Raw genomic sequence first — 26,861 nt, forward strand, 5'->3', positions numbered from 1 at the left:
CCTCTCACGAGAAACTGGAACATGTCCCACGTAGATCACTTCTCCTATGGCCTGCTCACCCCCGTGGCGGCCTACGTCATGTCGAGCGTCGGATGCCTGCTCGGTCTTCTGCTCACCGCCAGGGCCCGCACGACGGCGGGCGCGGCCCGCGTCCGCTGGCTGGCGGGCGGGGCGCTCTCCATCGGGGGCACCGGCATCTGGGTCATGCACTTCGTCGCCATGATGGGCTTCGCCGTCGGCGGTGGCCAGATCCGTTACGACGTGCCGCTGACGGCCGGTTCGGCGGCCCTGGCCGTCGTCGTCGTGGGCGCGGGGCTGTTCCTGGTCTCCCACCAGGGCGAGAGGCCGCTCTCCCTCCTGTCCGGTGGCGTGCTCACCGGTCTCGGCGTGGCGGGCATGCACTACATCGGGATGTTCGCGATGAACATGTCGGCCCAGGTCTCCTACGACCCGCTGCTGGTCGGGCTCTCGGTGCTGATCGCGATCGCCGCCTCCACGGTGGCGCTCTGGTTCACCCTGCGGGTCAGCGGCGCGCTCGCCACCGGAGGCGCCGCGCTGATCATGGCCCTGGCCGTCTGCGGCATGCACTACACCGGCATGTTCGCCCTTGAGGTACGGCCGCTGATCTCGCCGGCGCCGATCGAGGGGGCGCGGGGCGTCGACTTCATGCTGCCCACCCTGGCCCTGGTGAGCCTGATCACCCTCGGCCTGCTGCTGGCCGTCATCCTGGCCCCGTCGCAGCGGGAGCTGGAGAACGACGCCGCCCTGCTGGCCAGACTGGAGAGCCTCCGCGACGAGGAGCGGCTCCGGGAACCGGTCGCCCCACCGCCGGCCCCGGCGCCGCAGGGCCCGTCGCTCTTCGACTCCCGGGGACGATGATGTACGGCTTGCGCCCCCGCTGGTGCCTGGTCAAGGCGCAAGCCGTACATGGAGGGGAATCGCGGGCGGCCGCCCTGCGGGGAGGCTAGGGGAGGCCGCTCGCAGAACGCTTAAACGACGCCCGCCCGGAGACCGGGGAGACGCCCCGGCGGACCGCTCGCCCGCGTCCGGGGAACCCCGGGCGGCCGCGAAGGAACGGCGGCCGGGGCCCGGGGGTGAGGCTCCGGATGCGGGGCTCCGGAAGTGAACCTCGGAAGTGAGTCTCCGGGGGGTGAGCCTCCGGAAGCGGAGCCTCCGGGAAGCCTCCTGAAGCGGAGCCCCGGAGGAGCCTCCGGAAGTGGAGCCCCCGGGGGAGCCGTCTCAGCCGAAGAAGACCTCGGCCTCCTCGTAGCGGCTGACCGGCACGGTCTTCAGCTCCTTGGTGGCCTCGTCGAGGCCGACCCTGACGATGTCGGTGCCCTGCAGCGCGACCATCTTGCCGAAGTCGCCCTCCTGCACCGCGTCGATGGCCTGCAGGCCGAACCGGGTGGCGAGCACCCGGTCGAAGGCCGTGGGGGTGCCGCCGCGCTGGATGTGGCCGAGCACGGTGGTGCGGGCCTCCTTGCCGGTGCGCTTCTCGATCTCCTTGGCGAGGTTCTCGCCGATGCCGCCGAGCCGCACGTGGCCGAAGGCGTCGAGCTCGCCCGCCTGCAGCGCCATCTGGCCCTCGACCGGGTGCGCGCCCTCGGCCACGACGATGATCGGCGCGTAGCGCGTCTTGAAGCGGGACTCGACGTAGGCGCAGACCTTGTCGATGTCGAAGGGCTTCTCCGGGATGAGGATCACGTTGGCGCCGCCCGCCATTCCGGCGTGCAGGGCGATCCAGCCCGCGTGGCGGCCCATGACCTCGCAGATCAGCGCGCGGTGGTGGGACTCGGCGGTGGTGTGCAGGCGGTCGATCGCCTCGACGGCGATGTTGACGGCCGTGTCGAAGCCGAAGGTGTAGTCGGTCGCGTTGAGGTCGTTGTCGATCGTCTTGGGCACGCCGACGACCTTCACGCCCTTGTCGAAGAGCTGCTTGGCCACACCGAGGGTGTCCTCGCCGCCGATCGCGATCAGCGCGTCGACCCCGCCCTTCGCGAGGTTCTCCTTGATCTTCTCAACGCCACCCTCGATCTTGATCGGGTTGGTCCTGGAGGAGCCAAGGATCGTTCCGCCACGCGGCAGGATTCCGCGTACGGCGTCGATGTCAAGCGGCATGGTGTCGCCCTCGAGGGGGCCACGCCAGCCGTCACGGAAGCCGACGAACTCATGTCCCTGAACGCCCACTCCCTTGCGCACGACGGCGCGGATAACGGCGTTCAGGCCGGGGCAGTCGCCGCCCCCGGTGAGCACTCCGATACGCATGGCATCCTCCGGTAGTGAGTTCGATACAAGATGGCCAGACTAAGTGGCACGGTCGGTCCGGCGATGGGTTTTCGCCACCGACGCAACGCATTCTGCCCGCAGATGCGCCCAGTGGTCTAGACCAAGGAGAGTAGTCCTCACATGTCGTTTTCCGCGATCGACGGGTGAGGCGCCCGCCGGACCCGGTTCTTCGCGCCCGGCCGGGCGCACCCGTCAGAGTGGTCCCGGAAACCTCTGGGACCACTCTAGGGAAGGCTAGGGCAGGGGCAGTACGCAGGAGGGGGTGCCGACGGCGAAGACCTCCTCCGCGGGCTGCGGCACGCCGCCCTTGAGCGGGAGCACGGCGATGCCGTCCGAGCGCTGGTTGGCCACGTACATCCGGTCGTCGGCGATGGCGAAGTGCCGGGGCCAGACCCCTCCGCAGGGGACCTCCGCCACCGGCTCCAGCCCGGGACCCGCGAAGACCGCGATCGTGTCGGGCCCCCGGTTGGCGACGTAGACGAGCCCCCCGGAGACCTCCAGGTGCGACGGCTGGTTGTGTCCCTCGTTCCCGCTGGCCGGGACGACGGCGATCTCGCGCCACTCCCCGCCGGAGGGGGCGGCGGCGCCGGAAGCCCCGGAGCCGTCGAGGTCTTCGAGTTCGTTGAGGTCGTCGAGACCGTCGGAGACCTCGTAGACGCGCAGGGTGCCGTCCAGCTCCCCCGCCACGTACCAGTGGCCGCCCGACCAGGCCATGTGCCGGGGGCCCATGCCGGACGCGAGCCGCACCGGGCCCGCGGGGTGCGGGACCACCTCGTCCCCGACCAGGTAGCGGCGGACCTCGTCGGAGCCCAGGTCGCTCACGTACAGCACCCCGTCGGGGCCGAAGACCGCCTGGTGGGCGTGGGCGCCCTCGCGGTAGGGGAAGATCCACACGTCGGTCAGGAGGCCGGATCCGTCGATGCCGTGCACGCTGACCGTGCCGTCGCCGTAGTTGGCCACCGCGAGGCGCGTGCCGGTGGGGTCCACCGCCAGGTGGCAGGGGGCCGATCCCTCGCTGGGCCGCTGCGCGAGCGGGCTCAGCGTGCCGTCCCCGGCGCGGGCGAAGACGCCGACGGTGCCGCGCTCGCTCTCCCCCACCGCGTAGAGGACCGGGAGGGTGGGGTGGACGGCGAGGAAGGAGGGACCGGAGGCGGCCGTCTCCCCGAGCCTCGCGAGGCTCCCCAGCTCGACCAGGGTGATCCCCGGCCCGGACCCGTCGGTGTCCGGGGTGTATCCACCGATGTACGCGACCTCAGCCATCATGCTCCCGCCATGGGCGCGGCACACGCCGCGCCGCTCATCATCCGTCCTCGGCCAAAGTGCGAAGTTAGCGCAGCGGACCGCCGGCCTCACAGGGGGCCGCGTCGGCCAATTCATTGACCTCGTCAACGAATTGGTTGATGCTGTCAAGCATGCAGAGACACGTGGCGGACGTCCGCGCCTTCAACCGCTTCTACACGAGGCTGATCGGCCTGCTCCACCAGGGCGTCCTCGACAGCTCCTACTCGCTGACCGAGGTGCGGGTGCTGTTCGAGCTGGATCGGGCGGGCCGGATGGAGACGGGCGACCTGCGGCGGCTGCTCGGGCTCGACGCCGGATACCTCAGCCGGATGCTCGGCAGGTTCGAGGGCGACGGCCTGGTGGTGCGCGAGCGGTCCGCCGCCGACGCGCGGCGGCAGGTGGTCGAGCTCACCCCCGAGGGCAGGACCAGGTTCGCGGGCTTCGACGAGCGCGCGGCGGAGGAGGTACGCGAACTGCTGGCCGGGGTGACCGACGAGGACCGCGGGCGGCTGGTCGCGAGCATGGCGACGATCGAGGAGATCCTCGGCCGGGCGCCGAGGACGGACCGGCCGTACGTCATCCGCCCGCCGCGCTCCGGCGACCTCGGCTGGGTGGTCTACCGGCACGGCACGCTCTACAGCCAGGAGCAGGGCTGGGGGATGGACTTCGAGGCGATGGTGGCCAGGATCGTGGCCGACTACGTGGACGGCCACGACCCCCGGCGCGAGGCGGGCTGGATCGCCGAGGTGGACGGCGAGCGCGCCGGGTGCGTCTTCTGCGTGCGCAAGGACGACGAGACCGCGCAGCTGCGGATGCTGCTGGTCGAGCCGTCCACGCGCGGCATGGGGATCGGCACCCGGCTGGTGGACGAGTGCGTGCGCTTCGCCAGGGCGGCCGGCTACCGGCGGATGATGCTGTGGACCAGGGACGTGCTGGTGGGCGCCAGGCGCATCTACCAGGCGACGGGCTTCGAGCTGGTCGAGAAGAGGCGGGGCGGGGGCGACGAGACCTTCGTCGAGGAGATCTGGGCCCGCGACCTCTGAGCCCGCCCCGCCCTCCGCGCGACCTCTGAGCCCGTCCCCCGCGCACCCCTCGACCCCGTCCTCCCGCGCGCCCTCCGAACCCGTCCCCCGCGCACCCCTCGACCCCGTCCTCCCGCGCGCCCTCCGAACCTGTCCCCGCGCGACCTCTGAACGCGTCTCTCTCGATCGACGACCGACCGGAGCCGCGGACGCACCACGACCGCGCGTCTCCCTTCGTCTCCCCTCCTCTCCCCTCCTCTCCCCCTGCCTCCCCCGGTCCCGCTCGCCCCCGTCCGGTGGGCGGGGCCGGGGGGAAGGGCCGTACGAAACATCAGCCGGACAGGCCGACGCGGTCGTGGAGGCGGCGCAGGGGGCCGGGGGCCCACCAGTTGGCCTCACCGGCCAGGCGCATGGCGGCGGGGACGAGAATCGCGCGGATCACGGTCGCGTCCACGAGGATCGCCACCGCCATCCCCACGCCCAGCATCTGCACGAAGACCACCTCCGCGGTCCCGTAGGCCGCGAACGACACCGCCAGGATCCCGCCCGCCGCCGTGACGAGGGGGGCGCCGCGCCGGAGCCCGGTCACCACGGCCCCCGGGGTGTCGCCGGTCAGGTCGTGCTCCTCCTTGATCAGCGACAGCAGGAAGACCTCGTAGTCCATCGAGAGCCCGTACGCGACGCAGAACATCAGGATCGGGATGCTCGGGTCGAGGGTGCCCGTGGGGGTGAAGCCCAGCAGGCCCGACAGGTTGCCGTCCTGGTAGATCCAGACCAGCGCCCCGAACATGACCGACAGGCTGAGCAGGTTGAGCACCGTCGCCTTGAGCGGGATGAGCACACTGCCCGTCATCAGGAACAGCACCGCGAAGGTGATCGCCAGGATCAGCCCGAGCAGCACTGGCAGCCGTTCGATCACGGCCTGCCGGTAGTCGGCCAGCTCGGCCGGATAGCCGCCGACCAGCACCTCGAACGGCGCCCGCAGCGCCCTGACGTCGTGGACCAGCCGGACGGGGTCGTCCTCCATCAGCTCGGCGGAGGGGACCACCGACAACCAGGTGCCCCCCGTGCCCGCGAACCGCGACGGGTCTCCGGCGGAGACCAGGGCGCCCTTCGCGTACGACCCGGCGGCGGAGTCGACCTGGGCGACGCCCGGGAGGCGGGAGAGCGCGGCGGCGTAACCGGGGACGGCCTCGGGAGCGGCACCGGCCGCGCCCGTGGAGACGATCTGGAGGGCGTCGGTCTCCTCGGCGGGGAACTCCGCGCGGATCACGTCCGAGGTCTGCCTGGCGGGCGCGGAGACGGGCAGGATCCGGTCGTCGGCGACGCCGAAGCGCAGGCCGAGGAAGGGCGAGCCGAGCAGCAGGAGCAGCGCGGTCGCGATCCCGCCGTAGACGACCGGCCGGCGCATGACGCGCGTCGCCAGGCCGCGCCAGAAGGTTCCCCCGGCCGCGCCCGTACGGGAGGAACCTCCCGGCGAGGAGGGACGGCGCGGCAGCACCCGGTCGCCGACGGCGGCAAGGATCGCGGGCAGCACGATCACGGCACCGGCCACTCCCCCGGCGACGACCGCGATCCCCGCGTAGGCGAAGGAGCGGAAGAAGTCGAAGGGCATGAACAGGAGCACGCTCAGCGAGGCGGCGACCGTCACCCCACTGAAGATCACCGTACGACCGGCCCGCTCGACGGCGCGGGCGACCGCCTCGTGCCTGTCCCTGCCCAGCGCCACCTCCTCCCGGAAGCGGGCGATCACGAACAGCGAGTAGTCGACGCCCAGGCCGAGTCCCATGGCCAGGGTGAGGTTCAGCGCGAACGTGGACAGCTCGGCGTACAGGAGCGGTATCCGCAGCAGTGCCAGCCCGATCACCATGGCCAGCACGCCGAGCAGGATCGGCAGCACGGCGGCGAGGACGCGCCGCAGGTAGACCCAGAGCAGCACGAGCACGAGCGGGACGACCACCAGCTCGGCCCGGACGAAGTCCTGCCTGGCCAGCGGCACGGTCTGGCGGAAGACCTCCTCGCCGCCGCCCGCCCTGACGGTGGTCGCGGCGTCGCCGCGCAGCACCTCGGGGACGATCCTCGGCAGGATCTCGGAGCGGACCCGGTCGGCGTCACCGGGGATGCGGGCGACCACGAGCGCGTGCCTGCCGTCCTCGCTGCGCAGCGTGGCGGGGTTGCCCCGCGACCAGTAGGACGCCGTCTCCGCCACGCCCTCGAAGGCCGCCAGCCGGGTGGTGAGCGCCCGGCCGGAGGCCGCGACGGCGGGGGTGTCGACGGTCCCGTTCCTCGCGGTGACGAGCAGGACGAGGTCGGCGCTTCCGGTGCCGAAGCGCGCGGCCAGCTCGGCCTGGGCCCGGTCGGACTCCGAGCCCGGCGCCTCGTACCTGGCCAGGGAGAGCCCGGAGACCGTGCCCGCCGTCAGCGCGGCCAGCACGACGGCGCCGAGCAGGGCGAGGACCATCACCGGGCGGCGGCGCCGCGCGAGGAGGTGGCCGAGCCGTCTCAGCGGCGGTACGGGAGGCGCCACGACCGGACGCGGGTCAGTCTTCATGGTCATCCCCGAAAGTCGGTAAACTGCTCGTATTTTGCGACTCGAGACAGGAATACAAGTAAATGCTCGTATTTGTCAACGGGACGACGCATGCCTACTGGGCGATGCACGCCTACGGGACGACGCACGCCTACGGGACGACGTATGCCTGAGGGACACCCCGCGACCGGGCAGCGGACGGTCAAGCGGCAGGCGCGCGGCCTCAAGCGGATGGAGGAGATCCTCGACGCCGCCGAGACGGTGATCGCCGAGATCGGCTACGCCGACATGACCACGAACGCGGTGGCCGAGCGGGCGGGGATGTCCCCGGGCTCGCTGTACCAGTTCTTCCGCAACAAGGAGGAGATCCTGGACGGCCTGCTCGACCGGTTCACCGAAGGGCGGGGCGCGCACTGGGAGGCCAGGCTCACCGGTGACGTCATCCGGATGCCCGTGGCCGATCTGATCGACCAGGTGGTGGACGAGATCGTCGCCTACAAGGCCTCCCGCCCCGCCTACTGGGCCCTGCTGCACGGCTCCGCCACCGGCGACCGGCTCGCGGCGGCGTCCGAGCGGCTCCACCGGGGCATCGCCCGGCGCATCGCCGAGGTCCTCGCCGTACGGGCCCCCCATCTCGGCGAGGAGCGGCGCCTGCTGGTCGCCACCATGATGCTGGCCACCATCAGGGCCGTGCTCCCGCTGATCGCGGCGGGCTCACCGGAACGCGCGGCGGAACTGACCGCCGAGCTCAAGGCCCTGCTCACGGGCTACCTGTCGACCTCCACGGCCCCCGGCCCGGAACCGGCCACCTGAACCGGCCGACCCTCCCCCGCGAACACCGGCCAGTGAACCGGCCGCCCCTCCCCGCGAACACCGGCCAGAACCCGGGAACCCGGCCGACCGGCCCGCCCCTCACGGAGTCCAGCTGGGAACCGGGCACCCGGTCATCGCCCCCGGAGCCCCCCTTCCGCCCGACTCCCGCGAGCCGCCCGAGGCCGGTCCCGGCGATCACCCCAGGCCAGGGCCCCGCGGGGCCCGCCATACCCCCTGCCCTAATTCCCTCTTTATAGATAGGTATTATGTGGTTAGTATCGGGGACACCACCCCGTTCCGTATGAGCCCTATGAGGCGAAGATGCGCTTGCACTGGTTCCTGCCGACCACCGGCGACGGCCATCACGTCAGGCCCGCCACGACCACCGTCGCGGCGGGCGGCGCCGCGGCCAGGCCCGCGACGCTCGACTACCTGTCCCAGGTGGCCCGCGCCGCCGAGGCGGCCGGTTTCGAGGCGGTGCTGACCCCGGTGGGAGCGGGTTGTCCCGACCCCCTGGTGGCGTGCAGCGCCGTCGCGGCGCGGACCGAGCGGCTCAAGCTGCTGGTGGCCTTCCGGCCCGGCTTCACCCTCCCCACCCTGCTCGCCCAGCAGGCGCAGACCCTCCAGGAGATCAGCGAAGGGCGGCTCCTGCTCAACGTGGTCACCGGTGGCGACCCCGGGGAGCAGCGCGCCTACGGCGACTTCCTTGACCACGACGCCCGCTACGAGCGCACCGGCGAGTTCATCGAGGTACTCAGGCGCACCTGGGCGGGCGAGCCGTTCGACCACGCGGGCGCCCACTACCGGGTGTCGGGGGGAGGGCTCGCCACTCCGCTCCTCGACACCCCCGACATCTACTTCGGCGGGGCCTCCCCCGCCGCGGAACGGGTGGCGGCGGCCGGGGCGGACGTCTACCTGATGTGGGGCGAGCCCCCGGCGATGATCGCCGAGAGGATCGCCAGGGTGCGCAAGCTCGCCGCCGAGGCGGGCCGCGAACCGCGGTTCGGCATCCGGCTGCACGTCATCGCCCGCGACACCTCCGAGGAGGCCTGGGCGCACGCCCGGCGCCTGCTCGACGGCATGGACCCGGACAGGATCGCCGCCGCCCAGGCGCGGTTCGCCCGGATGGACTCCGTGGGGCAGCGCCGCATGGCCGACCTCCACGGCGGCTCCGCGGACGCGCTGGAGATCTCGCCCAACCTCTGGGCGGGGGTCGGGCTGGTCAGGGAGGGGGCGGGCACCGCGCTGGTCGGCAGCTACGCGGAGGTCGCCGAGCGCATCCGCGAGTACTCCGAGCTGGGCCTGTCGGAGTTCATCCTGTCCGGCTGGCCGCACCTGGAGGAGGCCTGGCGGGTGGGCGACTTCGTCCTCCCCCTGCTGGCCGCTCCCGCGCTCGTCACGTGAGCGTCCTCGCCTCCCGTCCCCGTCTTCAACGCCTCCGACCCACGACGCCGGGACTCTGGCGGGCCCTGGCGCTGCGGGCCGGGGCGATCGTCGCGCTGGTCGCGATCTGGCAGGCCGTGGCCATGGCCGGGATCTGGCCGCCGGTCTTCGTGCCGGAGCCCGTCGCGGTCTGGGACCAGTTCCTGCGCACCACCGTCGAGGGGGTGAGCGGCTACACCCTCCAGGAGCACCTGCTCACCAGCCTGCGCCGCATCCTGCTCGGCTGCCTGTACGGGGTGACGGGCGGCATCGCGCTGGGGCTGCTGATCGGCATGGTCCCGACGCTGCGCGCGCTGCTGGGCCCGCTGGTCACGTTCGTCCGCACCCTGCCGCCGCTGGCGTACCTCAGCCTGCTGGTGATCTGGTTCGGCATCGACGAGGAGCCCAAGATCTGGCTCCTGCTGCTGGCCGCGCTCCCGCCGGTCGCGGTGGCCACCGCCGACGCGGTGCGCGGGGTGCACGAGGACTACCTGAACGCGGCCCGCTCGCTGGGCGCCCGCCGGCACGAGCTGCCGCTGCGGGTGGTGCTGCCGAGCGCGCTGCCCGAGATCATCACGGGGGTGCGGGTTGCCGTGGGCGTCGCGTACACCACCGTGGTCGCCGCCGAGACCGTGAACGGCGTGCCCGGCATCGGCGGCATGGTCCGCGACGCCCAGCGCTACAACCAGACGGACGTGGTGGTGCTCGGGATCATCGTCATCGGCCTGTCCGGCCTGCTCATCGACTTCCTCCTGCAAACGCTGGACCGCCGCCTGGTTCCCTGGCGCGGCCGTACCTAGGAAAGACCCCCATGAAACGCATCACAGTGACCCCCGTGAAGCGCGCCGCGCTCGCCCTGACCGCCGCCGCCCTCGCCCTGACCGCCTGCGGGTCCGGTACGGAGGAGGCCAAGCCCGCCGCCGACGGATCCCCGGCGACCCTGCGCATCGGATACCAGCTCATTCCCAACGGGGACCTGATCGTCAAGGACCAGCAGTGGCTGGAGAAGGCGCTGCCGAACACCAAGATCACTTGGAGCAAGTTCGACTCGGGCGGCGACGTGAACACCGCGATGATCGCCGGATCGCTCGACATCGGGCTGGCGGGCAGCAGCCCGGTCACCCGCGGCCTGTCGGCGCCCCTCAACATCCCGTACCGGGTGCCGTGGATCTTCGACGTAATTGGGGACAACGAGGCGCTCGTCGCCCGGGGCGGCGTGACCGACGTCAAGGGGCTCGCGGGCAAGCGGGTCGCGGCCCCCTTCGCCTCGACCACCCACTACAGCCTGCTCGCCGCGCTCACCGAGGCGGGGCTGTCGGAGGCCGACGTGAAGATCCTCGACATGGAGCCGCCGGACATCCAGGCCGCCTGGCAGCGCGGTGACATCGACGCCGCCTACGTCTGGACGCCCACCCTGGCAGAGCTGCAGAAGAACGGCGGCACGACGCTGGTCACCAGCCGCGAGCTGGCCCAGCGTGGCAAGCTCACCGCCGACCTCGCGGTGGTGAGCGACGACTTCGCGAAGAAGTACCCGAAGGCGCTGCACGTCTGGCTCCAGCAGCAGGACCGCGCGGTCAAGCTGGCCAGGAGCGACAAGGACGCCGCCGCCGCGGCCATCGGCCGCCAGCTCAACCTCGACCCGGCGGAGGCGGGGCGCCAGCTCGGCCAGCTCGTGCTCCTCGACGCCACGGAGCAGCGTTCCGCCGAGTATCTCGGCACCCCCTCGGCCCCCGGCAAGTTCGCCGAGAACCTGCACAGCTCCGCCGAGTTCCTCAAGGGTCAGAAGAAGGTGGACGCCGTACCGGAGCTGAGCGTCTTCCAGAAGGGCCTGGCCACGCAGGAGCTCGCGGATGCCTTCGCCGGAAGCTGAGGAAGCTGAGAGCACCCGCGCGGGCACGGGTCCCGGCCCGGCCCGCGCGGGTGCGGCCCCCGGGACACCGGCCGGCGCGGACACGGAGGTGACCGGCGAGAGCGCGGCGCCTCGGGACGCGGAGACGACCGGCGGGAACGCGGCGCCTCGGGACACGGAGACGACCGGCGAGAGCGCGGCGCCTCGGGACACGAAGACGACCGGCGGGAACGCGAACCCGCAGGACAAGGAGGTGACCCGCGAGAGCGCGGCGCCTCGGGACGCGGAGACGACCGGCGGGAACGCGAACCCGCGGGACACGGAGACGACCGGCGAGAACGCGGCCCCCCGGGGCACGGCCTCCCGGGAGACGGCGCTCGCGCTCGCCGGGGTGTCGCACTCCTACCGGGGGCGCGCCGGGACGGTCGACGCGCTCGGGCCGATCGACCTGGAGATCGCCGCCGGGGAGTTCGTCACGGTCGTGGGCCCCTCGGGGTGCGGCAAGAGCACGCTGCTGCGGCTGGTGGCGGGCTTCACCGCGCCGTCGGCGGGAACCATCACGGCCTCCGGCGAGCCGGTGTCGGGACCCGACCCGGCCAGGGGGTACGTGTTCCAGCAGCACCGGCTCTTCCCCTGGCTCTCGGTCGAGGGGAACGTCGGTTTCGGGCTGCGCGGCCTGCCCAGGGCCGCGCGGCGCGAGCGGGTGGCCGAGCTGCTGGAGCTGACCGGGCTGGCCGACGTCGCCAGGGCGAGGCCGTACGAGCTGTCGGGGGGCATGCAGCAGCGCGCGGCGATCGCCCGCGCCCTCGCCCCCGGCCCCGCGCTGCTGCTGATGGACGAGCCGTTCGCCGCCCTGGACGCGTTCACCAGGGAACGCATGCAGGAGGAGGTCCGCGAGCTGTGGCGGCGGGCGGGCACGACGGTGGTGTTCATCACCCACAGCGTGGACGAGGCCGTCTATCTCGGCACCCGCGTGCTCGCGCTGAGCGGCAGGCCGGGCCGGGTGGTCCTCGACCGCGGCTCCGGCCTGCCGTACGGCGACCATCCCCGCACCGACCCGCTCTTCGCCGGGCTGCGCGAGGAGCTGACGGAGGTCGTCAGGGAGGCCGCGTCGGCAGGCGACGGAAAGGGTCCGTGACATCCTCCGGGGCCGCGTCGGCAGGCGACGGAAAGGGTTCGTGACATCCTCCGGGGCCGCGTCGGCAGGCGACGGAAAGGGTCCGTGACGTCCTCGGCATTCCCCGGGGAGGCCGCGCCGACCGGCGATGAAAGGAACCGGTGACGACCCCCGGCGTTCCCCGGGAAGGCCGGGTCAGCCCGGCGACGGGAAGGGCCCGTGACGCCTCTGGCGTTCCCCGCCGCAAACTTTGCGGAAACCGGCGAGCAAACATCCGTCAAAACAGGTCGACCTATCGCCAAGATCGCCATCTGTCCCGTCTGACGCGTCCACAGTGGAATGACCGCCGTCAGATCGGGAGGACCGTTGAGCGAGGGACTCGCGTTCGCGAATCCAGTTTTCGAGACCACGCCCCACGTGGGCACCCGCCGAGCTCTCGTCTTCCTCGACTCTCCCCCGGCCGCGACCCCGCCACCTTCGCTCCCGGCCCCGACCCTAAATCCGACCCCGAGCCCGCCGGACGCGGGCACCCCCGCCACCCGGCCGGACGCGCGGCTGGCGAGCGCGCTGCGCGCCGAGGGGTTCACCGTCGACGCCGAGGCCAGCGAGGGGGCGGGCGCGGACGGCGAGCGCGTGTGGAGCCTGCTGCGCTCGGCGCGGGAGGGCGACCTGCTGGTGATCCGGCTGCCCGCCGACGGCGGCTGGACCTCGGGACAGCTGGGATCGATGATCGGCGCGTTCGGCCGGCAGGTCGGCGAGTCGCTGGCGGCCGCCGTACTGATGATCGTCGACTTCGGCTGGAGCGCCCTGGACGGCTCCGCGGAACCGGTCAGGCAGCTCGCCGTGGCCGGGGAGCCGAGGGTGGCCGCGGCGGCCCTCACCCTCACCCTGAGGCTCGACGAGACCGTACCCGGCCCGGTGCGCACGCTGACCGACGTCATCGCGGAGGGCCTCACGACGCGGGCCGCCGACCTCGACGGGGACGGGACGGTCAGCGTCGCGGACCTGCACGCCTACGCGCTCGCCCGCTACGCGGCGGCCTCGGCCGCCCGGACCCCCATCCTGATCTCGTACGGGGCCGTCGCGGGGGTCGCCCTCACCCCGGCGCGGGACACCGCCGCCGTGCCGCACGCCGCCTTCGCGCGCGTCCTGGCGCGGCTCGGCGACCACGCCCCGCCCGCCTGCGGGATCGAGATCGTCCGGCGGGTCTACGAGCTGCACCTGAGCGAGCCCGCCAGGGAGATCCTGCGCAGGGCGGCCCTGCTCGACGAGGACGAGCCGATCGACGAGATCCTCGGCGACGCCGCCGAGCTGAGGCACTGGGGCCTGCTGGGCGAGACGACCACGTTCGTCCACCCGGACGTGCGAACCTTCGGCCACTCGCGGCTGTCGGCCGCCGAGCGGGCGCAGACCTCGGCGCTGCTGCGCCGCCGCCGGGCCGGGCTGCGGACGGTACGGCCCAGGGCGAGGCTCACCGCCGACCGGTGGACGACCGAGGACCAGCTCGGGCACCGGGTCTACGCCGAGGCCATCGCCGCGTTCGTCCGCCACCCCGAGACCCGGCCGCCGCTCACGATCGGCGTGAAGGGCCCCTGGGGGGCGGGCAAGACCTCGCTGATGCGGATGATCCAGGACCTGCTGGACCCCGGGGCCGCCGGGGACGACCCCGCCCCGATCCACCTGCCCGGCTCCCGCGCGGAGCGGACGCTGACCAACGCCGAGGTGCTCGCCAGGACGGGACGGCGCCCCAGGGAGAGCGCCGGGCGGGCCGAGCCGGGCCCGCTCCCGCTGCGGCGGGCGGACTGGCGGCCCACGGTCTGGTTCAACCCGTGGATGTACCAGAGCGGGGAGCAGGTCTGGGCCGGGCTGGCCCACGAGATCATCACCCAGGTCACCCGGCGGCTGCCCCGCGCCGAGCGGGAACGGTTCTGGCTGGAGCTGAACCTGTCCAGGATCGACCGGGAGGCGGTCCGCAGGCGCGCGTACCACCTGGCGATGACCCGCCTCGCGCCCGTGGCCCTCGGCCTGGTCGCCACCGTCGTCCTCACCGGGGCGCTCCTCGCCGCCGCCGCGCTGCTGCCCGCGCTCGGCGCCCTCCTGGAGAACGCCGCGGCGGCCGTCGGCTCCGCCGGGTCGGCGCTGGTGGTGGGGGCGGGCGCCGTACGACTGGCGCGGTTCTTCGGGGAGTCGGCGGACAACGCCTTCCGCGGCCTGGTCACCCAGCCCGACCTGCTCGGCCCCGGCGCGGCCGACGGGTTCGCCGGCGAGGTCGCGCCCGCGCCCGGGTACCGGTCCAGGACCGGTTTCCTGCACCTGGTGCAGACCGACATGCGGCAGGTCCTCGACCTCGTCGCCACCGGGGAGCGCCCGCTGGTGGTGTTCGTGGACGACCTGGACCGCTGCTCGCCGGGAACGGTGGCGCAGGTCATCGAGGCGATCAACCTGTTCCTCGCCGGGGAGTTCCCCAACTGCGTGTTCGTGCTGGCGATGGAACCGGAGGTGGTCGTGGCGCACGTCGAGGCCGCCTACCCGGAACTGGCCGGGACGCTGCCGGGCGGCGGACGGTCCGGCCTGGGCTGGCGGTTCCTGGAGAAGATCGTGCAACTCCCGCTGAGCGTGCCCCTGCTGGACGACGCCGACCGGCTGCCCGCCTTCGTACGGGCCCTGCTGGGCGTGTCCGACGTCGCGCGGCCCGCGGCCGTTCCCGACGTGCGCGCGGGCGCCTCCGCCGTTCCCGCGGACATGGAGAACGCGCGACCGCGGGACCCAGAGACCACCCGGACACCGAATCCGGCCGGACCGCGTCCGGCGGGTCCCCCAGCCGCCCTGGAACGGCTCGACCCGCCAGCGGATCCGGCCGGGCCGCGTTCGCGCGGTCCCCTGCCTCCCGCACGGCCCTCCTCGCTCGGCGCGGTCACACCGGGTCTCCCCGGCACCACCACGCCACCGGGAGCGGCCGTGCCGGGACTGCGGGCACCGGTGAAACCGGGGAAGCCCAGGCTGCGGACACGGGTGAACCCGAGGAGGCCCAGGCTGCGGACACCGGTGGAGATACCGGGACTCGGGCTGCGGGCGACGATGGAGCTGCAGGGGTTCGGGCCGCGAACGCCGGTGGAGACGCCCGACCCCGGATCGCGGGCGGCGGAACCGCCGGACCCGGTCCAGGTGAGCCGGTTGCAGGACGCCATCTGGGCGCTGCGCCCGACCACGACGACCCTCGACGAGGCGGCGCGGCTCGCGCAGGACGCCCTGGGCATCGAGTGCTCCGACGCCCTCGGCGGTCTCTGCGCGGCGACCCGGGAGGCCGCCGACCGGGTCTTCGACGACCTCTACAGCGACGAGAACGCCTACCGGGCGATCGAGTTCGTGCTCCCGGCCCTCACGTTCTTCAACCCGCGCGAGATCAAGCGGTACGTGAACGTGTTCCGCTTCTACTCGTTCCTCACCTACCGCCGCGCCCTCGCCGGGGCGGCCCCCGCCTCGGACGGCGAGGTCGCCAAGCTCGCGGCGCTCGCCGTCCAGTGGCCGCACCTGCTGACACTGCTGGCCGGGGAGACGGACGGGACGAGCGTGCTGCGGCGGCTGGAGGAGGCGGCGAACGACGACGGAGGCTGGGAGCGGGCCGTCCACGACACCGGCCTCGTCGCCCACCACACCCTCGGCGGCCCCCACCTGGACGCCCTGCGCGACCTCCTCTCCGGCCCCCACCCCATCGCTGATTTGGCCCGCTATCTCCTCTGAGCCCCGTCCCGCCACTTCCGCCGCAAGGGACCTCGAAGCTCCGGACGGAAACGGGCCCCTCAGCGATCACATTCAGGCGCTGAGGGCCCGCGCGACCGTGAGGCTGTCCTCGTAGATGTGGAAGCGGGTGACGAGCCCGTCCTCGACGGTGAGGTGCAGCGCGAACGGTGAGGTGTACGAGGTCCCGCCGTCCCGCACCGTCTGCGCGATCTCTCCGAGCACGACGGCGTCCGCCCCGTCGGCCAGGATCCGCGCCACCGACGTGCCGTTCAGTTCGGGCACGTGGTGGGCCTCCAGCGACCGGAAGTGGTCCGCCACGTCGGCCCGGCCTGACCGGGGGCGAATCCACGGCACCGCCGGATGCCCCTCTGCGGGCCAGGCGAGCCGCCAGTCGACCGGCTCGGCGAACAACTCCGCCGTACGGTCGTGATCGCCCTCGGCCATCCGACGCAGCAGTTCCTCCACGGTGTCACGCGTTTCATCACTCATGCCGCAAGCCTCTCGGTTCCGGACGCCGCCCGTCGATTACCGCCGAGGTATGACGGGACCCGCGGAGACCCGTACCGAGGTCGTACCGCCGTGAGCGGGGTTCTTGACCCTCACGTGGCGTCAGGCGGCATAGTCGGTGCCGTGGAGGAACACTGGACCGTTGGACACGTGGCCGAACTGGCCGGTGTGAGCGTCCGTACGCTGCACCACTACGACGAGATCGGGCTCGTTCGGCCGTCGGCGCGGACGGCGGCCGGGTACCGGGCCTATTCGGCGGGCGACGTAGAGCGGCTGCGGGAGGTGCTGGCCTATCGGCGGTTGGGTTTCGGGCTGCGGGAGGTCGCGGAACTGGTCGGCGACCCGTCCACCGACGCGGTCGCGCACCTGCGCCGGCTGCGCGGCCTGCTGCTGGAGCGGCGTGATCGCGCCGACGCCATGGTGGCGGCCATCGACAGGGAACTCAAGGCACGGGCGAAGGGACTGAAGGTGACACCGGAGGAGCAACTGGAGGTGCTCGGCGCACGGCTGTACGACGCGATCGGCGGCGCCTACACCGCGACACGGAGTACCGAGCCACGGATCGCCACGCAGATCTGGGACGCGCTCGGGGACGCGCGGACGGTGCTGAACGTCGGGGCCGGCACCGGCTCCTACGAGCCCGCCGATCGCGACGTGACCGCGGTGGAGCCGTCGGCGGTCATGCGGGGACAGCGGCCTGCCGGTTCGGCGCCGTGCGTGGCCGCCGCCGCGGAGAGCCTGCCGTTCGAGGACCGGTCCTTCGACGTCGCGATGGCCGTCTCCACCGTCCACCACTGGGGGGACCCGATAGCGGGGCTGCGCGAGATGCGGCGGGTGGCCCACCGCGTGGTGGTGCTCACGTTCGACACCGACGAGCCCGGATGGCAGGACCGGTTCTGGCTCACCCGCGACTACCTGCCCGAGTTCGCCGCCGTCCTCGCGGAGTTTCCCCCGCTCGCCGGGATGGCCGACGCGATCGGCGCCCGCGCCGAGCCGGTGCCCATCCCGTGGGACTGTGCCGACGGCCTGTTCGAGGCGTACTGGCGCCGACCGGCGGCGTATCTGGAGGATCACGTGCGCCGTGCGATGTCGGTGTGGACGAGGGTCGGGCCGGAGGCCGAGCGGCGGGCGGTGCGAAGCCTCGGCGACGACCTCGACTCCGGCCGGTGGGCCGAGCGCAACAGCGACCTCTCCGGCCTCGACGCGGCGGATCTCGGCCTCCGCCTGCTCATAGCCTGAACCGCGTCGCGGCGTCGGCGTCGCAGCGGCTCCCGGACGGCCCGCCGGTCACGCGCGGCGCTGGACGGGCACGGCACTGTGGACGGCTCGCCGGTCACACGCGGTGTTGAGCGGGCATGGTGCTGTGGACGGGATCGGCGACGCGACCCGGCACGCCCAGGGCGATCGCCCGCGAACTCCGCCGGTCGATCCGCGCAAGCTCGTCCTCCGCTCCGGCGAGACCGATCCGCGGACCTTCGATCTCGCCGCCCCGGCTTCGCCGCCGTCAGCACCCGGACACACTCCGCCGTCATCAGCATTCAAAGCCCTGCCGAGCGTGACTCGGTTGACCGAGGCTGAGAAACTCATCAGCGTCTCTCAGTCTGATCACAGGCGGCGCCGTGGATCCTACGGCCATGACGCGAACAGCAGTTCCTCCGCCACCCCGCTGGGCACGTGTCGCCGGAACGGCGGGGTGGGCGGCTCCCATCCTCGGATTCGTGCCGTTGCACATCCCCTGGATGCTCGGAATCCCGTTCCTGGCCAATGAAGCGAGCTTCGACGCCTGGTATCACGGCCGAGGTCACGGCACGGAAGGCTTCCCGGAGGGCGGAGTCCTGGGCATCCCCGCGGGTGCCATGTACCTCGGGGTGCTGACGCTGCTCGCCATCCTCGGCGGGATCCTGTCACTCGGTCTGATCAGCGGCTGGGGACTGGTCTATCCCCGGTGGATCCCCGTGCTGGGCGGACGCCGGGTCCCACCTTGGTTTCCGCTCACCCCGACCGTCCTGGGCTCGGTCCTGCTGGTGGGCTACTCGCTCACCCTGCCCGCGCAGATCCCTCGTGCCATCGCCGAAGCGAGTCCAGACGATCCGTTCACCCTGACCGGTGCGTTCGTCGGCCTGCCCGTCCTCCTCGTGTGGATGATCGCGCTACCGGTCGCCGGTTGGTCGTACTACCGGCGCACCCGGCGGGTTACTCCGACCGCCGTCAGCTGACCACCCGGCCTCCGAGGAGAAGAGGAAAGCCGACCTTCATCTACGCGAAGCCATCCGCCATCGTCAGCGTTCAAAGCCCTGCCAGGCGCGAATCGGTACTGACGACACCCCACCAGGCGTGGGTGATCAAAGGCGGAGACGGTCACCCTGCGGGGAAGTCGAACTCGCCGTCCTTGACCCCGCCGACGAACGCCTCCCACTCGGCCCGGGTGTAAACGATCACATCGGCATCGGGACGACGACTGTGCCTCACAGCGACCCGCCCACTGCCGTCAGCCAGCGGACCGGCCTCGACACACTGACCGCCACCATCGGCACTCTTGGTGCTGATGCGCCAGGCTACGCCCGCCAGCTCCTCTGAGCTGATCATCGCGTGCTCCTCCCTCTCGCTCGTCTGACACGACCGGCTGCGGTCCGGATGATGGTCGTGGACTCATCCGGGGTAAGCGCGGCGCTCTGTAAGGAATCGTACGCTCGCACGAAAACTTCGGCGCCTTCCGCTTCGGTGTAGACAGCACCTCCTCGGGTCTCCACATAGGTCACGTCGGAGTAGGGCTCCGGCATGTCGAAGATTGTGAAAGCGCCCTCTGGGCTGGCATGTGCCCCAGTGGTGAACGGCAGAACCCGGACGGTCACATTCGGCCTGCTCATGGCCTCAGTCAAATGTTCCAGTTGAGCGCACATCACCTCCGGGCCGCCGATCATGCGGTGTAGCACAGCCTCGTCGAGGACAATCTCCAGATTCGGGGCCGATTCGATGTCGAGCACCCGCTGCCGATCCATCCGGAACTCCACCCAACGCTCGATCTGCTCGCCGGGAGCGTCAGCGGCACCCGCCGCAATGACCGCCTGGGCGTAGTCCCGGATCTGGAGGAGGCCAGGTATGACCATCGCCGCATAGCAACGAATCCCCTCGGTGCGGGTTTCGAGCCAGGCATGGTCGAACAGTCCGCCAAGGGAGTCATCGGCATAACCGTCCCACCAGCCCTTGCGCCAGATGTCGCGGCTGATCTGTTCCAACCCGTCGCGGACCTTCTGGTCGCCGACGCCGTACAGGTTGAGGAGTGCCAGCACGTCAGCCGCCCTCGCCGGAATGACGCCCGACTCCAGTCGGCTGATGGTTCCGGCGTCACGCTGCAGGTAGTCGCCCGCCTGTTTGAGTGTCAGCTTGGCCGACTCGCGGAAATCCCTCAGGTGTTTGCCGAGCCACTGCGCCCGCAGTGTCGGCCCTCGTTTCGCACCCATTGTCCGCCTCCTTTTGGTTCACACCGTCTGTTCCACCGACTCGTATCAGACAAATCGGGGCAACGCCAACAACCTCATTAAGCAAGCTTGCGTCATCCTGAATTCGCTGTCACGCTACCGAAGTATCGGCGGTCACGCTCGGCATTTATCCGAAAACACAGAGGAATCGGGGCGCAGCCGTCCAGCAGATCTCCACTCAGGTTCAGCACCGGAAGGGAGCACGACGACATGGAGCAGCACAATGGTTCCGACCAGTCATCCGCCCGCAACGCCCCGGACTTCGACGAGCATTGCCCGGCGTACACGATGACGGGCGACCTCCCTCGCATGTTCGCCCTGGTCCAGGAGTTCTACGAAGAGGGCGAGGGCGAGGATGACGGTGAAAGCGTCACAGAGGTGGTGGCTTACGGGCTGACGCTGCCGGGTGGGACGGCGGCGATCGTGGGTGCGAACGGTCACGGGTTCGGCCGGTGGACGAGCGCGCACAGTGCCGCGCGGCGGCTTCACTCCGACCTTGTCTGGCTCGGGGGCGGCTCGTGGGATCGGACGTCGCAGCGGCCCCCGGAGACCTAACGGACCGGGGCTTCCTTGCGTCGGCGTACCTTTTCTCCGGCGGGGAAGCGCGAGGCCACTGATCGGAGCGTGGTCAGCGTGGACGCGACCGGCTGCCCGGCGAGCATTTCCTCAAGCGCGTTGTTCAGGCCGTCCTGGACCTCCTGGACACGCTCGGCCAGCTGCGCGCCGTCCGCCGTGAGGGTCAGTGTGACGTGCCGTCTGTCACCCGCGTCGGTCACCCGTTCGACGATCCCCGCGGTCACGAGCCGGTCCACCAACCTGCTCGGATTGACTCCTGTCTCGCAGACGAGCAGTTCACCGAGCCCGGAGAGGGTGAGAGGGCCGCGATCGTCGAGGACGCTCACCACCTCCGCCTGGGACGGCGTGAGCCCGAGCGGGCGGAGCTCGGCGGCGAGCAGGCGGTTGCCCTCTCGCTGCACCGCCAGGACAAGGTAGCGGAACTCCTCGGCGTCCTTCATTCGTGCGGATCCCTTCTCCGCACCGTGCGGAAACCCTCCGGCGGAGCGCACCGCGAGTGCCACTCCGTACGTCCACGCGTGTGCATGTTACGACAGAAGATGACGTGTCATCGGCCCGCCCGGTGACGGCCGCCCGCGACCTCGCCTCCCGGACGGCGAGGCGCCTCGCCTCCGGCGGCCGTCACCACGCGGTGGTCCCGTTCCCGGCATCAGGGGCCTCAAGGATGTCCTTCAGGACGTGGAGGTTCTTCGCGACGGCGCCGGCCATGCCTCGGGCCGGCAGGCCGCCCAGTGCCCCCAGCGCCCCCGCTTCGAGCTCGATCTCGTTGACCAGGTCCGTCGCGGTGGCGGACCCCTCAAGCGTGTAGGTCGCGCGTCCCTGGAAGAGGCCGAAGCCGCCTTCCACCACGAGGCGGCGGTCGCGCTCGTACTCGACGATCTCAAGTCGCTCCCGCATGACCCAGGGAAGCGTACGGGACTGCTCGTAGACGGTTCCGAGACCGGCCGGTCCCGGCGTGAGCGGTCGTGTCTCGCTGATCGCGTAGTTCCAGGCGGGGAGGTTCCGCAGGTCCGCCAGGTAGTCGAAGACCACACCTGCCGGACGTTCGACGCGCAGGGTGTTGGTGAACCTCACGTTCCTTCGCGTCCGCGAGGACCTGAAGAGGTCGGTGATCATCTTTCACTCCTTGCCGGTGATGCTCGGTGATGTTCGGTGATGCTCGGTGAATCGGTGGAGAGGGGCGGCTCACGCGACCCGCACGCGGCCGAGCGTCTCGGCGAGGCGACCGGCCGCCCCTGGGTCGTGCGCCGCCAGGACCGTCAGGTCGGGCATCGTGGCCCGCAGGGCGTTCACCTTGCCCACCGTGTCGCGCATCCGCCTCTTGTCGCCCACGCCGGGCAGCTCGCCCGCGGTCAGCAGGTCGACGTCGTAGGTGAGATCGCCCACCAGCATCAGCGGCGCGTGCCCCGGGCGGCGGACCAGCAGGGACAGCGATCCGGGTGTGTGCCCCGGAGTGGGCAGGAGCAGGAGGCTTCCGTCACCGAACAGGTCGTGGCCGGTGTCGAACGGCGCCACGGCCGGATCCGCGAGCGGTTCGGGGGTGATCCGCTTCCAGTTGAGCCCCGGCAGGTCGATGTGCGACGGCATCAGGCCGCGCGCCTCCGGCAACGGCCTGCGCAGGGACTCCCACTCGTCGTGGCTGACGACGATGTCGGCGTGGCCGAGCAGCGGCAGCCCGCCGATGTGGTCCTGGTGAAGGTGGGAGATCACCGCGGTGTCCACGTCGTCGACGGCGTACCCCAGCCTGGCCAGACCGGCCGTGAGCGTCTCGTCCGGCTCGACGGCGAACTTCGCGAGGCGTGAGTAGATCAGCCCGTTGAGCCCTCCGGGGAAGTAGCCCGGGTCGGTCACCGACGCGCGATCCTGCCCGGTGTCGAAGAGCACCACGCCGTCGCGATGCTCGATGACGTAGACGTTGATCGGCCGGGGGGCGGTCCAGCGCCTCGAGGTGAACAGCCAGAAGTAGAGGTGCTTCCACGTCGGCCCGACGTGCTCCGGCCGGATGGACACCGAGCCGGTGCTGAGGACGGATACACGCCTGATGGGATCTGCCGGAACGTTCATCGGGGGACCTTTCGCGAAATTGTGTGTCGTGTCATTAAATTACACGACACATATATGGTCGTCAACGCCTCTGGCAGCCGGAGACAAGGGTCGGGAACGCGGAAGGCGCCCCGGCCCTCACGGGCCGGGGCGCCTCGAAAGACGATCTAGCGCTGGGCCTCGATCATCCAGTGGTGCTTCTCCAGGTCCTGGGTGATCTCGATGAGGAGGTCCTGGGTGACCAGGTCGGGCTCCTCGGCGGCCTCGATGCGCTCACGCATCCGGCGGATGATGGACCCGAGGATGTCCGTCATGGCGGCCACGACCTTGCCGTCGTTGATGTAACCCGACTCCAGTTGCGGCACCTCGGTGGTGCTCGCGAGCGTGGAGGCCCGGCCGTCGGGGTTGCACCCGAGGGCCACCGCGCGCTCGGCGACGGTGTCCGCGTGCTTCCTGGCCGACGAGACGATCTTGTCGAGCTGCAGGTGCAGCGACCGGAAGTTGTGGCCGATCACGTTCCAGTGGGCCTGCTTGGTCAAGAGCGACAGGTCGAGCAGGTCGACGAGAGCCCCCTGGAGCACGACGGCGATGGTCTTCTTGTCTTCTGGCTTGAGTGGGCTGGTGATCGCGGACATGAAGCGTCCCCCCTGTTTCGAGCTTAATTTCCCCTTTGCTACGAAATGTCCGTACCCACCTATCCGTCTCTCTATTCCGGCCATCATGTTGACACTGTCATGATTACAGTGTCACTATCGAGGCATGGAATGGACCATCGGTGAACTGGCTGAGCGGGCGTCCGCTGCGCTGGCCCCCACCGCCCAGCTCAACGGGCGGGTCAGGGACATGCCCAACGAGCGCCTCATCCGCTGGTACTCCACGATCGGCCTCCTCGACCCCCCGTCGGCCCGCCGGGGCCGCGTCGCCATGTACGGCAGGCGCCACCTGCTCCAGATCGTCGCCGTCAAGCGGCGTCAGTCCGACGGCCGGACCATCGCCGAGATCCAGGCCGAGCTGGCCGGGGCCACCGACCAGACCCTGCAGTCGATCGCCCGCCTCCCCGAACCCCCACCGGAATCGGAAACCGGACGGGAGCACCCGCCGGAGTCATCTCCAGAACCGGAGAACGCCCCCGGACACCAGCTCGCGCCTCCGGCCGGGTCCGGCGCTCCCCGGGCGGCACGCCCGCGTTTCTGGGCCGGGCCGACCGCCGCCTCGGCGGATGCGGGCCTCCCCGCGGATGCGGGCCTCCCCGCGGACCCGAGCTTCCCGGCGGACGCCACCCCTGCTCCCGCCCCCGCTCCCGCGCAGCCGTCCCCCTCCGGCGAAGCCCCACCGCCTCCGCTCTCGTCCGGTAAAGCCCCGTCCGGTGAAGCCTCGTCCGGTGAGGCTCCGTCCGGTGAGATCTCACCCGGAGAAGCCTCGCCCGGTGAGACCTCGCCCGCCAAGGCCCCGCCGACCCCACGAGCCCTGCCGGCCCGGACCCCGCCCGCCAGGACTTCCCCGGCCCCGAAAAACCCGAAAGCCAGGGAAGCCCTGAAAGCCCAGGAAGCCACGGAAGCCGTGCTCGTCCACGGCGTACGGCTGGCGAACGGCGTGACCCTGATGCTCGACACGGGTGGACACGCCCCCTCACCCGACGACCTCGCCGAGATCGCCGCCGCCTCGGAGGGACTCCTGTCGCTCCTCCGCGAACGCGGCCTCACACCTCCGGAAGGAATTCACGCATGACCACTTCGATCACCACACTGCTGCCGGAGGAGTGCCTGCCCGTCCCCGACGCCGGGATGGGGGCGCTCGCCACCGAGCGCGGCAACCTGCCGCTGGAGAGCGTGGACGTGACCGCCGCCGTGTCCGGCCTGAGCGCCGGGGTCGAGGTGGTCCAGGGCTTCCACAACCCGCACGACGTGGCACTGGAGGCGACGTACGTCTTCCCGCTGCCCGACCGGGCCGCCGTGACCGCCTTCAGGATGGAGGCCGACGGCCGGGTCATCGAGGGCGTGCTCAAGGAGCGCGGCCAGGCCAGGGCCGACTACGACCAGGCGATCTCCCAGGGCAAGCGGGCCGCGATCGCCGAGGAGGACCGGCCGGACGTCTTCACCATGCGGGTCGGCAACATCGTGCCGGGCGAGCGGGTCACCGTGCGCCTCACGCTGAACCAGCCCCTCCCGTACGAGGACGGCGCGGCCACCTTCCGCTTCCCGCTGGTCGTCGCCCCCCGCTACATCCCGGGCACCCCGCTGGACGGCGAGCGCGCGGGCGACGGCTGGGCCCCGGACACCGACGCGGTCCCCGACGCCTCCCGGATCACCCCGCCGGTGCTGCTGCCCGGTTTCCCCAACCCGGTCCGCCTCTCGCTCGCCGTCTCGGTCGACCCGGCGGGGCTGGAGCTGCGCGAGGTCCGTTCCAGCCTGCACGTGGTCCGGGAGGAGGGCAGCGTGATCCGCCTCCAGCCGGGTGAGCGGCTGGACCGCGACTTCATCCTGCGCCTGGCCGCAGGCTCCTCCACCTCCCTCGCGCTCGCCCCCGACAAGGACGGCGAGAACGACAAGGGTGAAGGCACGTTCACGCTGACCGTCGTCCCCGGACCGGCACCCGCCGGGACCGGCGCCAAGAACGTGGTGCTGGTGCTCGACCGCTCGGGCAGCATGACCGGCTGGAAGATGGTGGCCGCCCGGCGCGCCGCCGCGCGTATCGTCGACACGCTCACCTCGGGCGACCGGTTCGCGGTGCTCTCCTTCGACACCGTCGTGGAGTACCCGGAGGGGCTCGGCGAGGGGCTGTCCGAGGCGTCCGACCGCAACCGCTACCGGGCCGTGGAGCACCTGGCCAGGCTGGAGGCGCGCGGCGGCACCGAGATGCTGTCCCCGCTGGAGCGGGCCGCCGCGCTGCTCGCCGACTCCGCCGGGGACCGGGTGCTGGTGCTCGTCACCGACGGGCAGGTCGGCAACGAGGACCAGATCCTGGAGCGGCTCGGCGCCGCGCTCGCCGGAGTGCGGGTGCACACGGTCGGCATCGACAGGGCGGTCAACGCCGGTTTCCTGGGCAGGCTGGCCGGGCTGGGAGGGGGCAGGTGCGAGCTGGTCGAGTCCGAGGACCGGCTGGACGAGGCGATGGAGCACATTCACCGCCGCATCGGCGCCCCCCTCGTCACCGACCTCTCCCTCAAGGCCGACGGGCTCGACCTGGTCACCGAGACGGTGAGCCACGTCGGCTCGATCTACTCGGGCGTCCCGCTCACCGTGCTCGGCCGCTACCGTGGCACGTCCGCCGGAGCGCTCACCGTACGGGGCCTGGCCGCCGACGGCTCGCCGTGGGAGCGGAGGGTCACCGCGTCCGTGGTGGACAATCCGGCCGTACGCGCGATCTGGGCACGGGCGCGGCTGCGGGCCCTGGAGGACCGCTACGCGGCCGGTGACCGGTCGCTGGAGACCGAGATCGTGGAGACCTCGCTCAGGTACGGGGTGCTCTGCCGGTTCACCGCCTTCGTCGCGGTCGACACGCAGGTGGTCGCCGAGGGCGGCCCCGGGCACCGGGTGATCCAGCCGGTGGAGCTGCCCAGCGGCTGGGAGAGCCCGGTCGCCTCCGCCGCGCCGATGATGCTGACCTCGATGTCCTTCGAGAACGCGGCCCCGAGCCCGCCGCCGCCCATGGGCCCGCCCGGGATGGCCGCTCCCGGCGCCGCGCCGAGGTTCGCGGCGAGCCCGCTCGGCGGCGGCCTGCCGCAGGACGCGGCGGCCGGAGGCTTCGACGACCGCGCCCGGATGCTGCGTCCCGCGCCGGCCGGGGCTCCCCCGAAGCAGGGCAGGCCCCCGGCCGGCCCGCAGGACCCGCCGAAGGAGCAGCTCGCCGAGGAGCTGAAGCGGCTGCGCGCAGCCGCGTCCCTGCCCGCCGCCGAGCGGCTGCGCCTGCTGGAGGACCTGGGCAGCCGCCTCGCGGCCCTGGTCGCCTACCTCGGCGGCCACGCGGAGCTGGCGGCCCTCGCCGAGGAGCTGCGGGCCGGTGGGGACGTGGACACCCTGTGGCGGCGGGCCGAGGAGGTCCTGGAGTCCTTGGCGGGCCCCGCCAAGCGACGCCCGTTCTGGAAGCGGTGACCTCCCCGAGCCCGCCCCGGGCGACGAGGCACCAGAAAACCTCTGTCGTGGAGGGTTGGCGACACGGGTGAGGTTGATGTGACCGGATCGAGCGTAGGCGGGAT

The 26,861-nt window shown here is 71.9% G+C and carries 23 protein-coding genes; 13 read left to right on the forward strand and 10 right to left on the reverse strand.

Going from position 1 to position 26,861, the window contains the following annotated elements; translation table 11 throughout:
- Nucleotides 1-21: 21 nt before the first annotated feature.
- Nucleotides 22-879: an MHYT domain-containing protein gene (locus tag ABT053_RS32085; protein ID WP_350974088.1), complete on the forward strand. Its 858-nt coding sequence runs from the start codon at nt 22-24 to the stop codon at nt 877-879.
- A 360-nt stretch (nt 880-1,239) separates the two neighbouring features.
- Here the strand turns inward: ABT053_RS32085 and ABT053_RS32090 are convergent, their stop codons facing one another.
- Both ABT053_RS32090 and ABT053_RS32095 read right to left on the reverse strand, forming a co-directional pair.
- Nucleotides 1,240-2,265: a 6-phosphofructokinase gene (locus ABT053_RS32090; protein ID WP_350974090.1), complete on the reverse strand. Its 1,026-nt coding sequence runs from the start codon at nt 2,263-2,265 to the stop codon at nt 1,240-1,242.
- Between the two features lie 255 nt (nt 2,266-2,520).
- Nucleotides 2,521-3,546 (reverse strand): lactonase family protein, encoded by a 1,026-nt coding sequence (locus tag ABT053_RS32095; RefSeq protein WP_350974092.1) that lies wholly within the window; start codon nt 3,544-3,546, stop codon nt 2,521-2,523.
- A gap of 152 nt (nt 3,547-3,698) precedes the next feature.
- On the opposite strand from ABT053_RS32095, the gene ABT053_RS32100 reads away from it, so the two are divergent.
- Nucleotides 3,699-4,610 (forward strand): bifunctional helix-turn-helix transcriptional regulator/GNAT family N-acetyltransferase, encoded by a 912-nt coding sequence (locus ABT053_RS32100; protein WP_350974093.1) that lies wholly within the window; start codon nt 3,699-3,701, stop codon nt 4,608-4,610.
- Between the two features lie 310 nt (nt 4,611-4,920).
- Here the strand turns inward: ABT053_RS32100 and ABT053_RS32105 are convergent, their stop codons facing one another.
- On the reverse strand, nt 4,921-7,146 hold the full coding sequence (locus ABT053_RS32105; protein ID WP_350974095.1) for an MMPL family transporter: 2,226 nt from the start codon (nt 7,144-7,146) through the stop codon (nt 4,921-4,923).
- 138 nt (nt 7,147-7,284) lie between these two features.
- Between ABT053_RS32105 and ABT053_RS32110 the strand changes: the two genes are divergently transcribed.
- The 6 genes from ABT053_RS32110 to ABT053_RS32135 all read left to right on the forward strand — a co-directional run bounded on the left by ABT053_RS32110 (nt 7,285) and on the right by ABT053_RS32135 (nt 16,061).
- A complete protein-coding gene (locus ABT053_RS32110) occupies nt 7,285-7,932 on the forward strand; it encodes a TetR/AcrR family transcriptional regulator (protein WP_350974097.1) in 648 nt (215 codons plus the stop codon).
- A 321-nt stretch (nt 7,933-8,253) separates the two neighbouring features.
- Nucleotides 8,254-9,336 (forward strand): LLM class flavin-dependent oxidoreductase, encoded by a 1,083-nt coding sequence (locus ABT053_RS32115; RefSeq protein ID WP_350974098.1) that lies wholly within the window; start codon nt 8,254-8,256, stop codon nt 9,334-9,336.
- On the forward strand, nt 9,333-10,154 hold the full coding sequence (locus tag ABT053_RS32120; protein WP_350974099.1) for an ABC transporter permease: 822 nt from the start codon (nt 9,333-9,335) through the stop codon (nt 10,152-10,154). Before ABT053_RS32115 ends, ABT053_RS32120 begins: the two co-directional genes overlap by 4 nt.
- Before the next feature lie 11 nt (nt 10,155-10,165).
- Complete coding sequence (locus ABT053_RS32125; protein ID WP_350974101.1) at nt 10,166-11,224, forward strand: taurine ABC transporter substrate-binding protein; 1,059 nt, start codon at nt 10,166-10,168, stop codon at nt 11,222-11,224.
- Entirely contained in the window at nt 11,205-12,341 is a 1,137-nt protein-coding gene (locus ABT053_RS32130; protein ID WP_350974103.1) for an ABC transporter ATP-binding protein, read from the forward strand. The genes ABT053_RS32125 and ABT053_RS32130 overlap by 20 nt, the downstream gene beginning before the upstream one ends.
- A gap of 345 nt (nt 12,342-12,686) precedes the next feature.
- A complete protein-coding gene (locus tag ABT053_RS32135; protein ID WP_350974105.1) occupies nt 12,687-16,061 on the forward strand; it encodes a P-loop NTPase fold protein in 3,375 nt (1,124 codons plus the stop codon).
- A 72-nt stretch (nt 16,062-16,133) separates the two neighbouring features.
- On the opposite strand, the gene ABT053_RS32140 is transcribed toward ABT053_RS32135, so the two are convergent.
- Nucleotides 16,134-16,550: a nuclear transport factor 2 family protein gene (locus tag ABT053_RS32140; RefSeq protein ID WP_350974106.1), complete on the reverse strand. Its 417-nt coding sequence runs from the start codon at nt 16,548-16,550 to the stop codon at nt 16,134-16,136.
- A gap of 141 nt (nt 16,551-16,691) precedes the next feature.
- Here ABT053_RS32140 and ABT053_RS32145 point away from each other — a divergent pair, with 141 nt between their 5' ends.
- Both ABT053_RS32145 and ABT053_RS32150 read left to right on the forward strand, forming a co-directional pair.
- Complete coding sequence (locus tag ABT053_RS32145; RefSeq protein ID WP_350974108.1) at nt 16,692-17,807, forward strand: MerR family transcriptional regulator; 1,116 nt, start codon at nt 16,692-16,694, stop codon at nt 17,805-17,807.
- 479 nt (nt 17,808-18,286) lie between these two features.
- Complete coding sequence (locus tag ABT053_RS32150) at nt 18,287-18,784, forward strand: hypothetical protein (protein WP_350974111.1); 498 nt, start codon at nt 18,287-18,289, stop codon at nt 18,782-18,784.
- Between the two features lie 142 nt (nt 18,785-18,926).
- Here ABT053_RS32150 and ABT053_RS32155 read toward each other — a convergent pair whose 3' ends face one another.
- Both ABT053_RS32155 and ABT053_RS32160 read right to left on the reverse strand, forming a co-directional pair.
- A complete protein-coding gene (locus ABT053_RS32155) occupies nt 18,927-19,154 on the reverse strand; it encodes a DUF397 domain-containing protein (RefSeq protein ID WP_350974112.1) in 228 nt (75 codons plus the stop codon).
- The gene (locus tag ABT053_RS32160) at nt 19,151-20,029 is read right to left on the reverse strand and encodes a helix-turn-helix domain-containing protein (protein WP_350974114.1); all 879 of its coding nucleotides are present in this window, start codon (nt 20,027-20,029) and stop codon (nt 19,151-19,153) included. The genes ABT053_RS32155 and ABT053_RS32160 overlap by 4 nt, the downstream gene beginning before the upstream one ends.
- A gap of 228 nt (nt 20,030-20,257) precedes the next feature.
- Between ABT053_RS32160 and ABT053_RS32165 the strand changes: the two genes are divergently transcribed.
- Nucleotides 20,258-20,602, forward strand: a complete 345-nt coding sequence (locus ABT053_RS32165) for a hypothetical protein (RefSeq protein WP_350974116.1) — start codon at nt 20,258-20,260, stop codon at nt 20,600-20,602.
- On the opposite strand, the gene ABT053_RS32170 is transcribed toward ABT053_RS32165, so the two are convergent.
- The 4 genes from ABT053_RS32170 to ABT053_RS32185 all read right to left on the reverse strand — a co-directional run bounded on the left by ABT053_RS32170 (nt 20,599) and on the right by ABT053_RS32185 (nt 23,301).
- The gene (locus tag ABT053_RS32170; protein WP_350974117.1) at nt 20,599-21,063 is read right to left on the reverse strand and encodes a MarR family winged helix-turn-helix transcriptional regulator; all 465 of its coding nucleotides are present in this window, start codon (nt 21,061-21,063) and stop codon (nt 20,599-20,601) included. The genes ABT053_RS32165 and ABT053_RS32170 overlap by 4 nt on opposite strands.
- 181 nt (nt 21,064-21,244) lie before the next feature.
- Nucleotides 21,245-21,739, reverse strand: a complete 495-nt coding sequence (locus tag ABT053_RS32175; RefSeq protein WP_350974119.1) for an SRPBCC family protein — start codon at nt 21,737-21,739, stop codon at nt 21,245-21,247.
- Between the two features lie 69 nt (nt 21,740-21,808).
- On the reverse strand, nt 21,809-22,687 hold the full coding sequence (locus ABT053_RS32180; protein ID WP_350974122.1) for an N-acyl homoserine lactonase family protein: 879 nt from the start codon (nt 22,685-22,687) through the stop codon (nt 21,809-21,811).
- A gap of 146 nt (nt 22,688-22,833) precedes the next feature.
- Nucleotides 22,834-23,301: a Dps family protein gene (locus ABT053_RS32185; protein WP_350974123.1), complete on the reverse strand. Its 468-nt coding sequence runs from the start codon at nt 23,299-23,301 to the stop codon at nt 22,834-22,836.
- Between the two features lie 124 nt (nt 23,302-23,425).
- On the opposite strand from ABT053_RS32185, the gene ABT053_RS32190 reads away from it, so the two are divergent.
- Nucleotides 23,426-24,394: a helix-turn-helix domain-containing protein gene (locus ABT053_RS32190; protein WP_350974125.1), complete on the forward strand. Its 969-nt coding sequence runs from the start codon at nt 23,426-23,428 to the stop codon at nt 24,392-24,394.
- Nucleotides 24,391-26,757 (forward strand): VIT domain-containing protein, encoded by a 2,367-nt coding sequence (locus ABT053_RS32195; protein WP_350974126.1) that lies wholly within the window; start codon nt 24,391-24,393, stop codon nt 26,755-26,757. Before ABT053_RS32190 ends, ABT053_RS32195 begins: the two co-directional genes overlap by 4 nt.
- The last annotated feature ends 104 nt before the right edge of the window (nt 26,758-26,861 follow it).

It is taken from the genome of Streptosporangium sp. NPDC002524 (genome assembly GCF_040295985.1).
Taxonomy (GTDB): domain Bacteria; phylum Actinomycetota; class Actinomycetes; order Streptosporangiales; family Streptosporangiaceae; genus Streptosporangium.

Excerpts from the sequence above, each read along its gene's own strand:
- ABT053_RS32105 (WP_350974095.1), bottom strand. The coding sequence starts at position 7,146 with ATGACCATGAAGACTGACCCGCGTCCGGTCGTGGCGCCTCCCGTACCG.
- ABT053_RS32190 (WP_350974125.1), top strand. The coding sequence starts at position 23,426 with ATGGAATGGACCATCGGTGAACTGGCTGAGCGGGCGTCCGCTGCGCTG.
- ABT053_RS32160 (WP_350974114.1), bottom strand. The coding sequence starts at position 20,029 with ATGGGTGCGAAACGAGGGCCGACACTGCGGGCGCAGTGGCTCGGCAAA.
- ABT053_RS32090 (WP_350974090.1), bottom strand. The coding sequence starts at position 2,265 with ATGCGTATCGGAGTGCTCACCGGGGGCGGCGACTGCCCCGGCCTGAAC.
- ABT053_RS32100 (WP_350974093.1), top strand. The coding sequence starts at position 3,699 with ATGCAGAGACACGTGGCGGACGTCCGCGCCTTCAACCGCTTCTACACG.
- ABT053_RS32115 (WP_350974098.1), top strand. The coding sequence starts at position 8,254 with ATGCGCTTGCACTGGTTCCTGCCGACCACCGGCGACGGCCATCACGTC.
- ABT053_RS32095 (WP_350974092.1), bottom strand. The coding sequence starts at position 3,546 with ATGGCTGAGGTCGCGTACATCGGTGGATACACCCCGGACACCGACGGG.
- ABT053_RS32170 (WP_350974117.1), bottom strand. The coding sequence starts at position 21,063 with ATGAAGGACGCCGAGGAGTTCCGCTACCTTGTCCTGGCGGTGCAGCGA.
- ABT053_RS32130 (WP_350974103.1), top strand. The coding sequence starts at position 11,205 with ATGCCTTCGCCGGAAGCTGAGGAAGCTGAGAGCACCCGCGCGGGCACG.
- ABT053_RS32175 (WP_350974119.1), bottom strand. The coding sequence starts at position 21,739 with ATGATCACCGACCTCTTCAGGTCCTCGCGGACGCGAAGGAACGTGAGG.
- ABT053_RS32165 (WP_350974116.1), top strand. The coding sequence starts at position 20,258 with ATGGAGCAGCACAATGGTTCCGACCAGTCATCCGCCCGCAACGCCCCG.
- ABT053_RS32140 (WP_350974106.1), bottom strand. The coding sequence starts at position 16,550 with ATGAGTGATGAAACGCGTGACACCGTGGAGGAACTGCTGCGTCGGATG.
- ABT053_RS32110 (WP_350974097.1), top strand. The coding sequence starts at position 7,285 with ATGCCTGAGGGACACCCCGCGACCGGGCAGCGGACGGTCAAGCGGCAG.
- ABT053_RS32085 (WP_350974088.1), top strand. The coding sequence starts at position 22 with ATGTCCCACGTAGATCACTTCTCCTATGGCCTGCTCACCCCCGTGGCG.
- ABT053_RS32195 (WP_350974126.1), top strand. The coding sequence starts at position 24,391 with ATGACCACTTCGATCACCACACTGCTGCCGGAGGAGTGCCTGCCCGTC.
- ABT053_RS32185 (WP_350974123.1), bottom strand. The coding sequence starts at position 23,301 with ATGTCCGCGATCACCAGCCCACTCAAGCCAGAAGACAAGAAGACCATC.
- ABT053_RS32180 (WP_350974122.1), bottom strand. The coding sequence starts at position 22,687 with ATGAACGTTCCGGCAGATCCCATCAGGCGTGTATCCGTCCTCAGCACC.
- ABT053_RS32125 (WP_350974101.1), top strand. The coding sequence starts at position 10,166 with ATGAAACGCATCACAGTGACCCCCGTGAAGCGCGCCGCGCTCGCCCTG.
- ABT053_RS32155 (WP_350974112.1), bottom strand. The coding sequence starts at position 19,154 with ATGATCAGCTCAGAGGAGCTGGCGGGCGTAGCCTGGCGCATCAGCACC.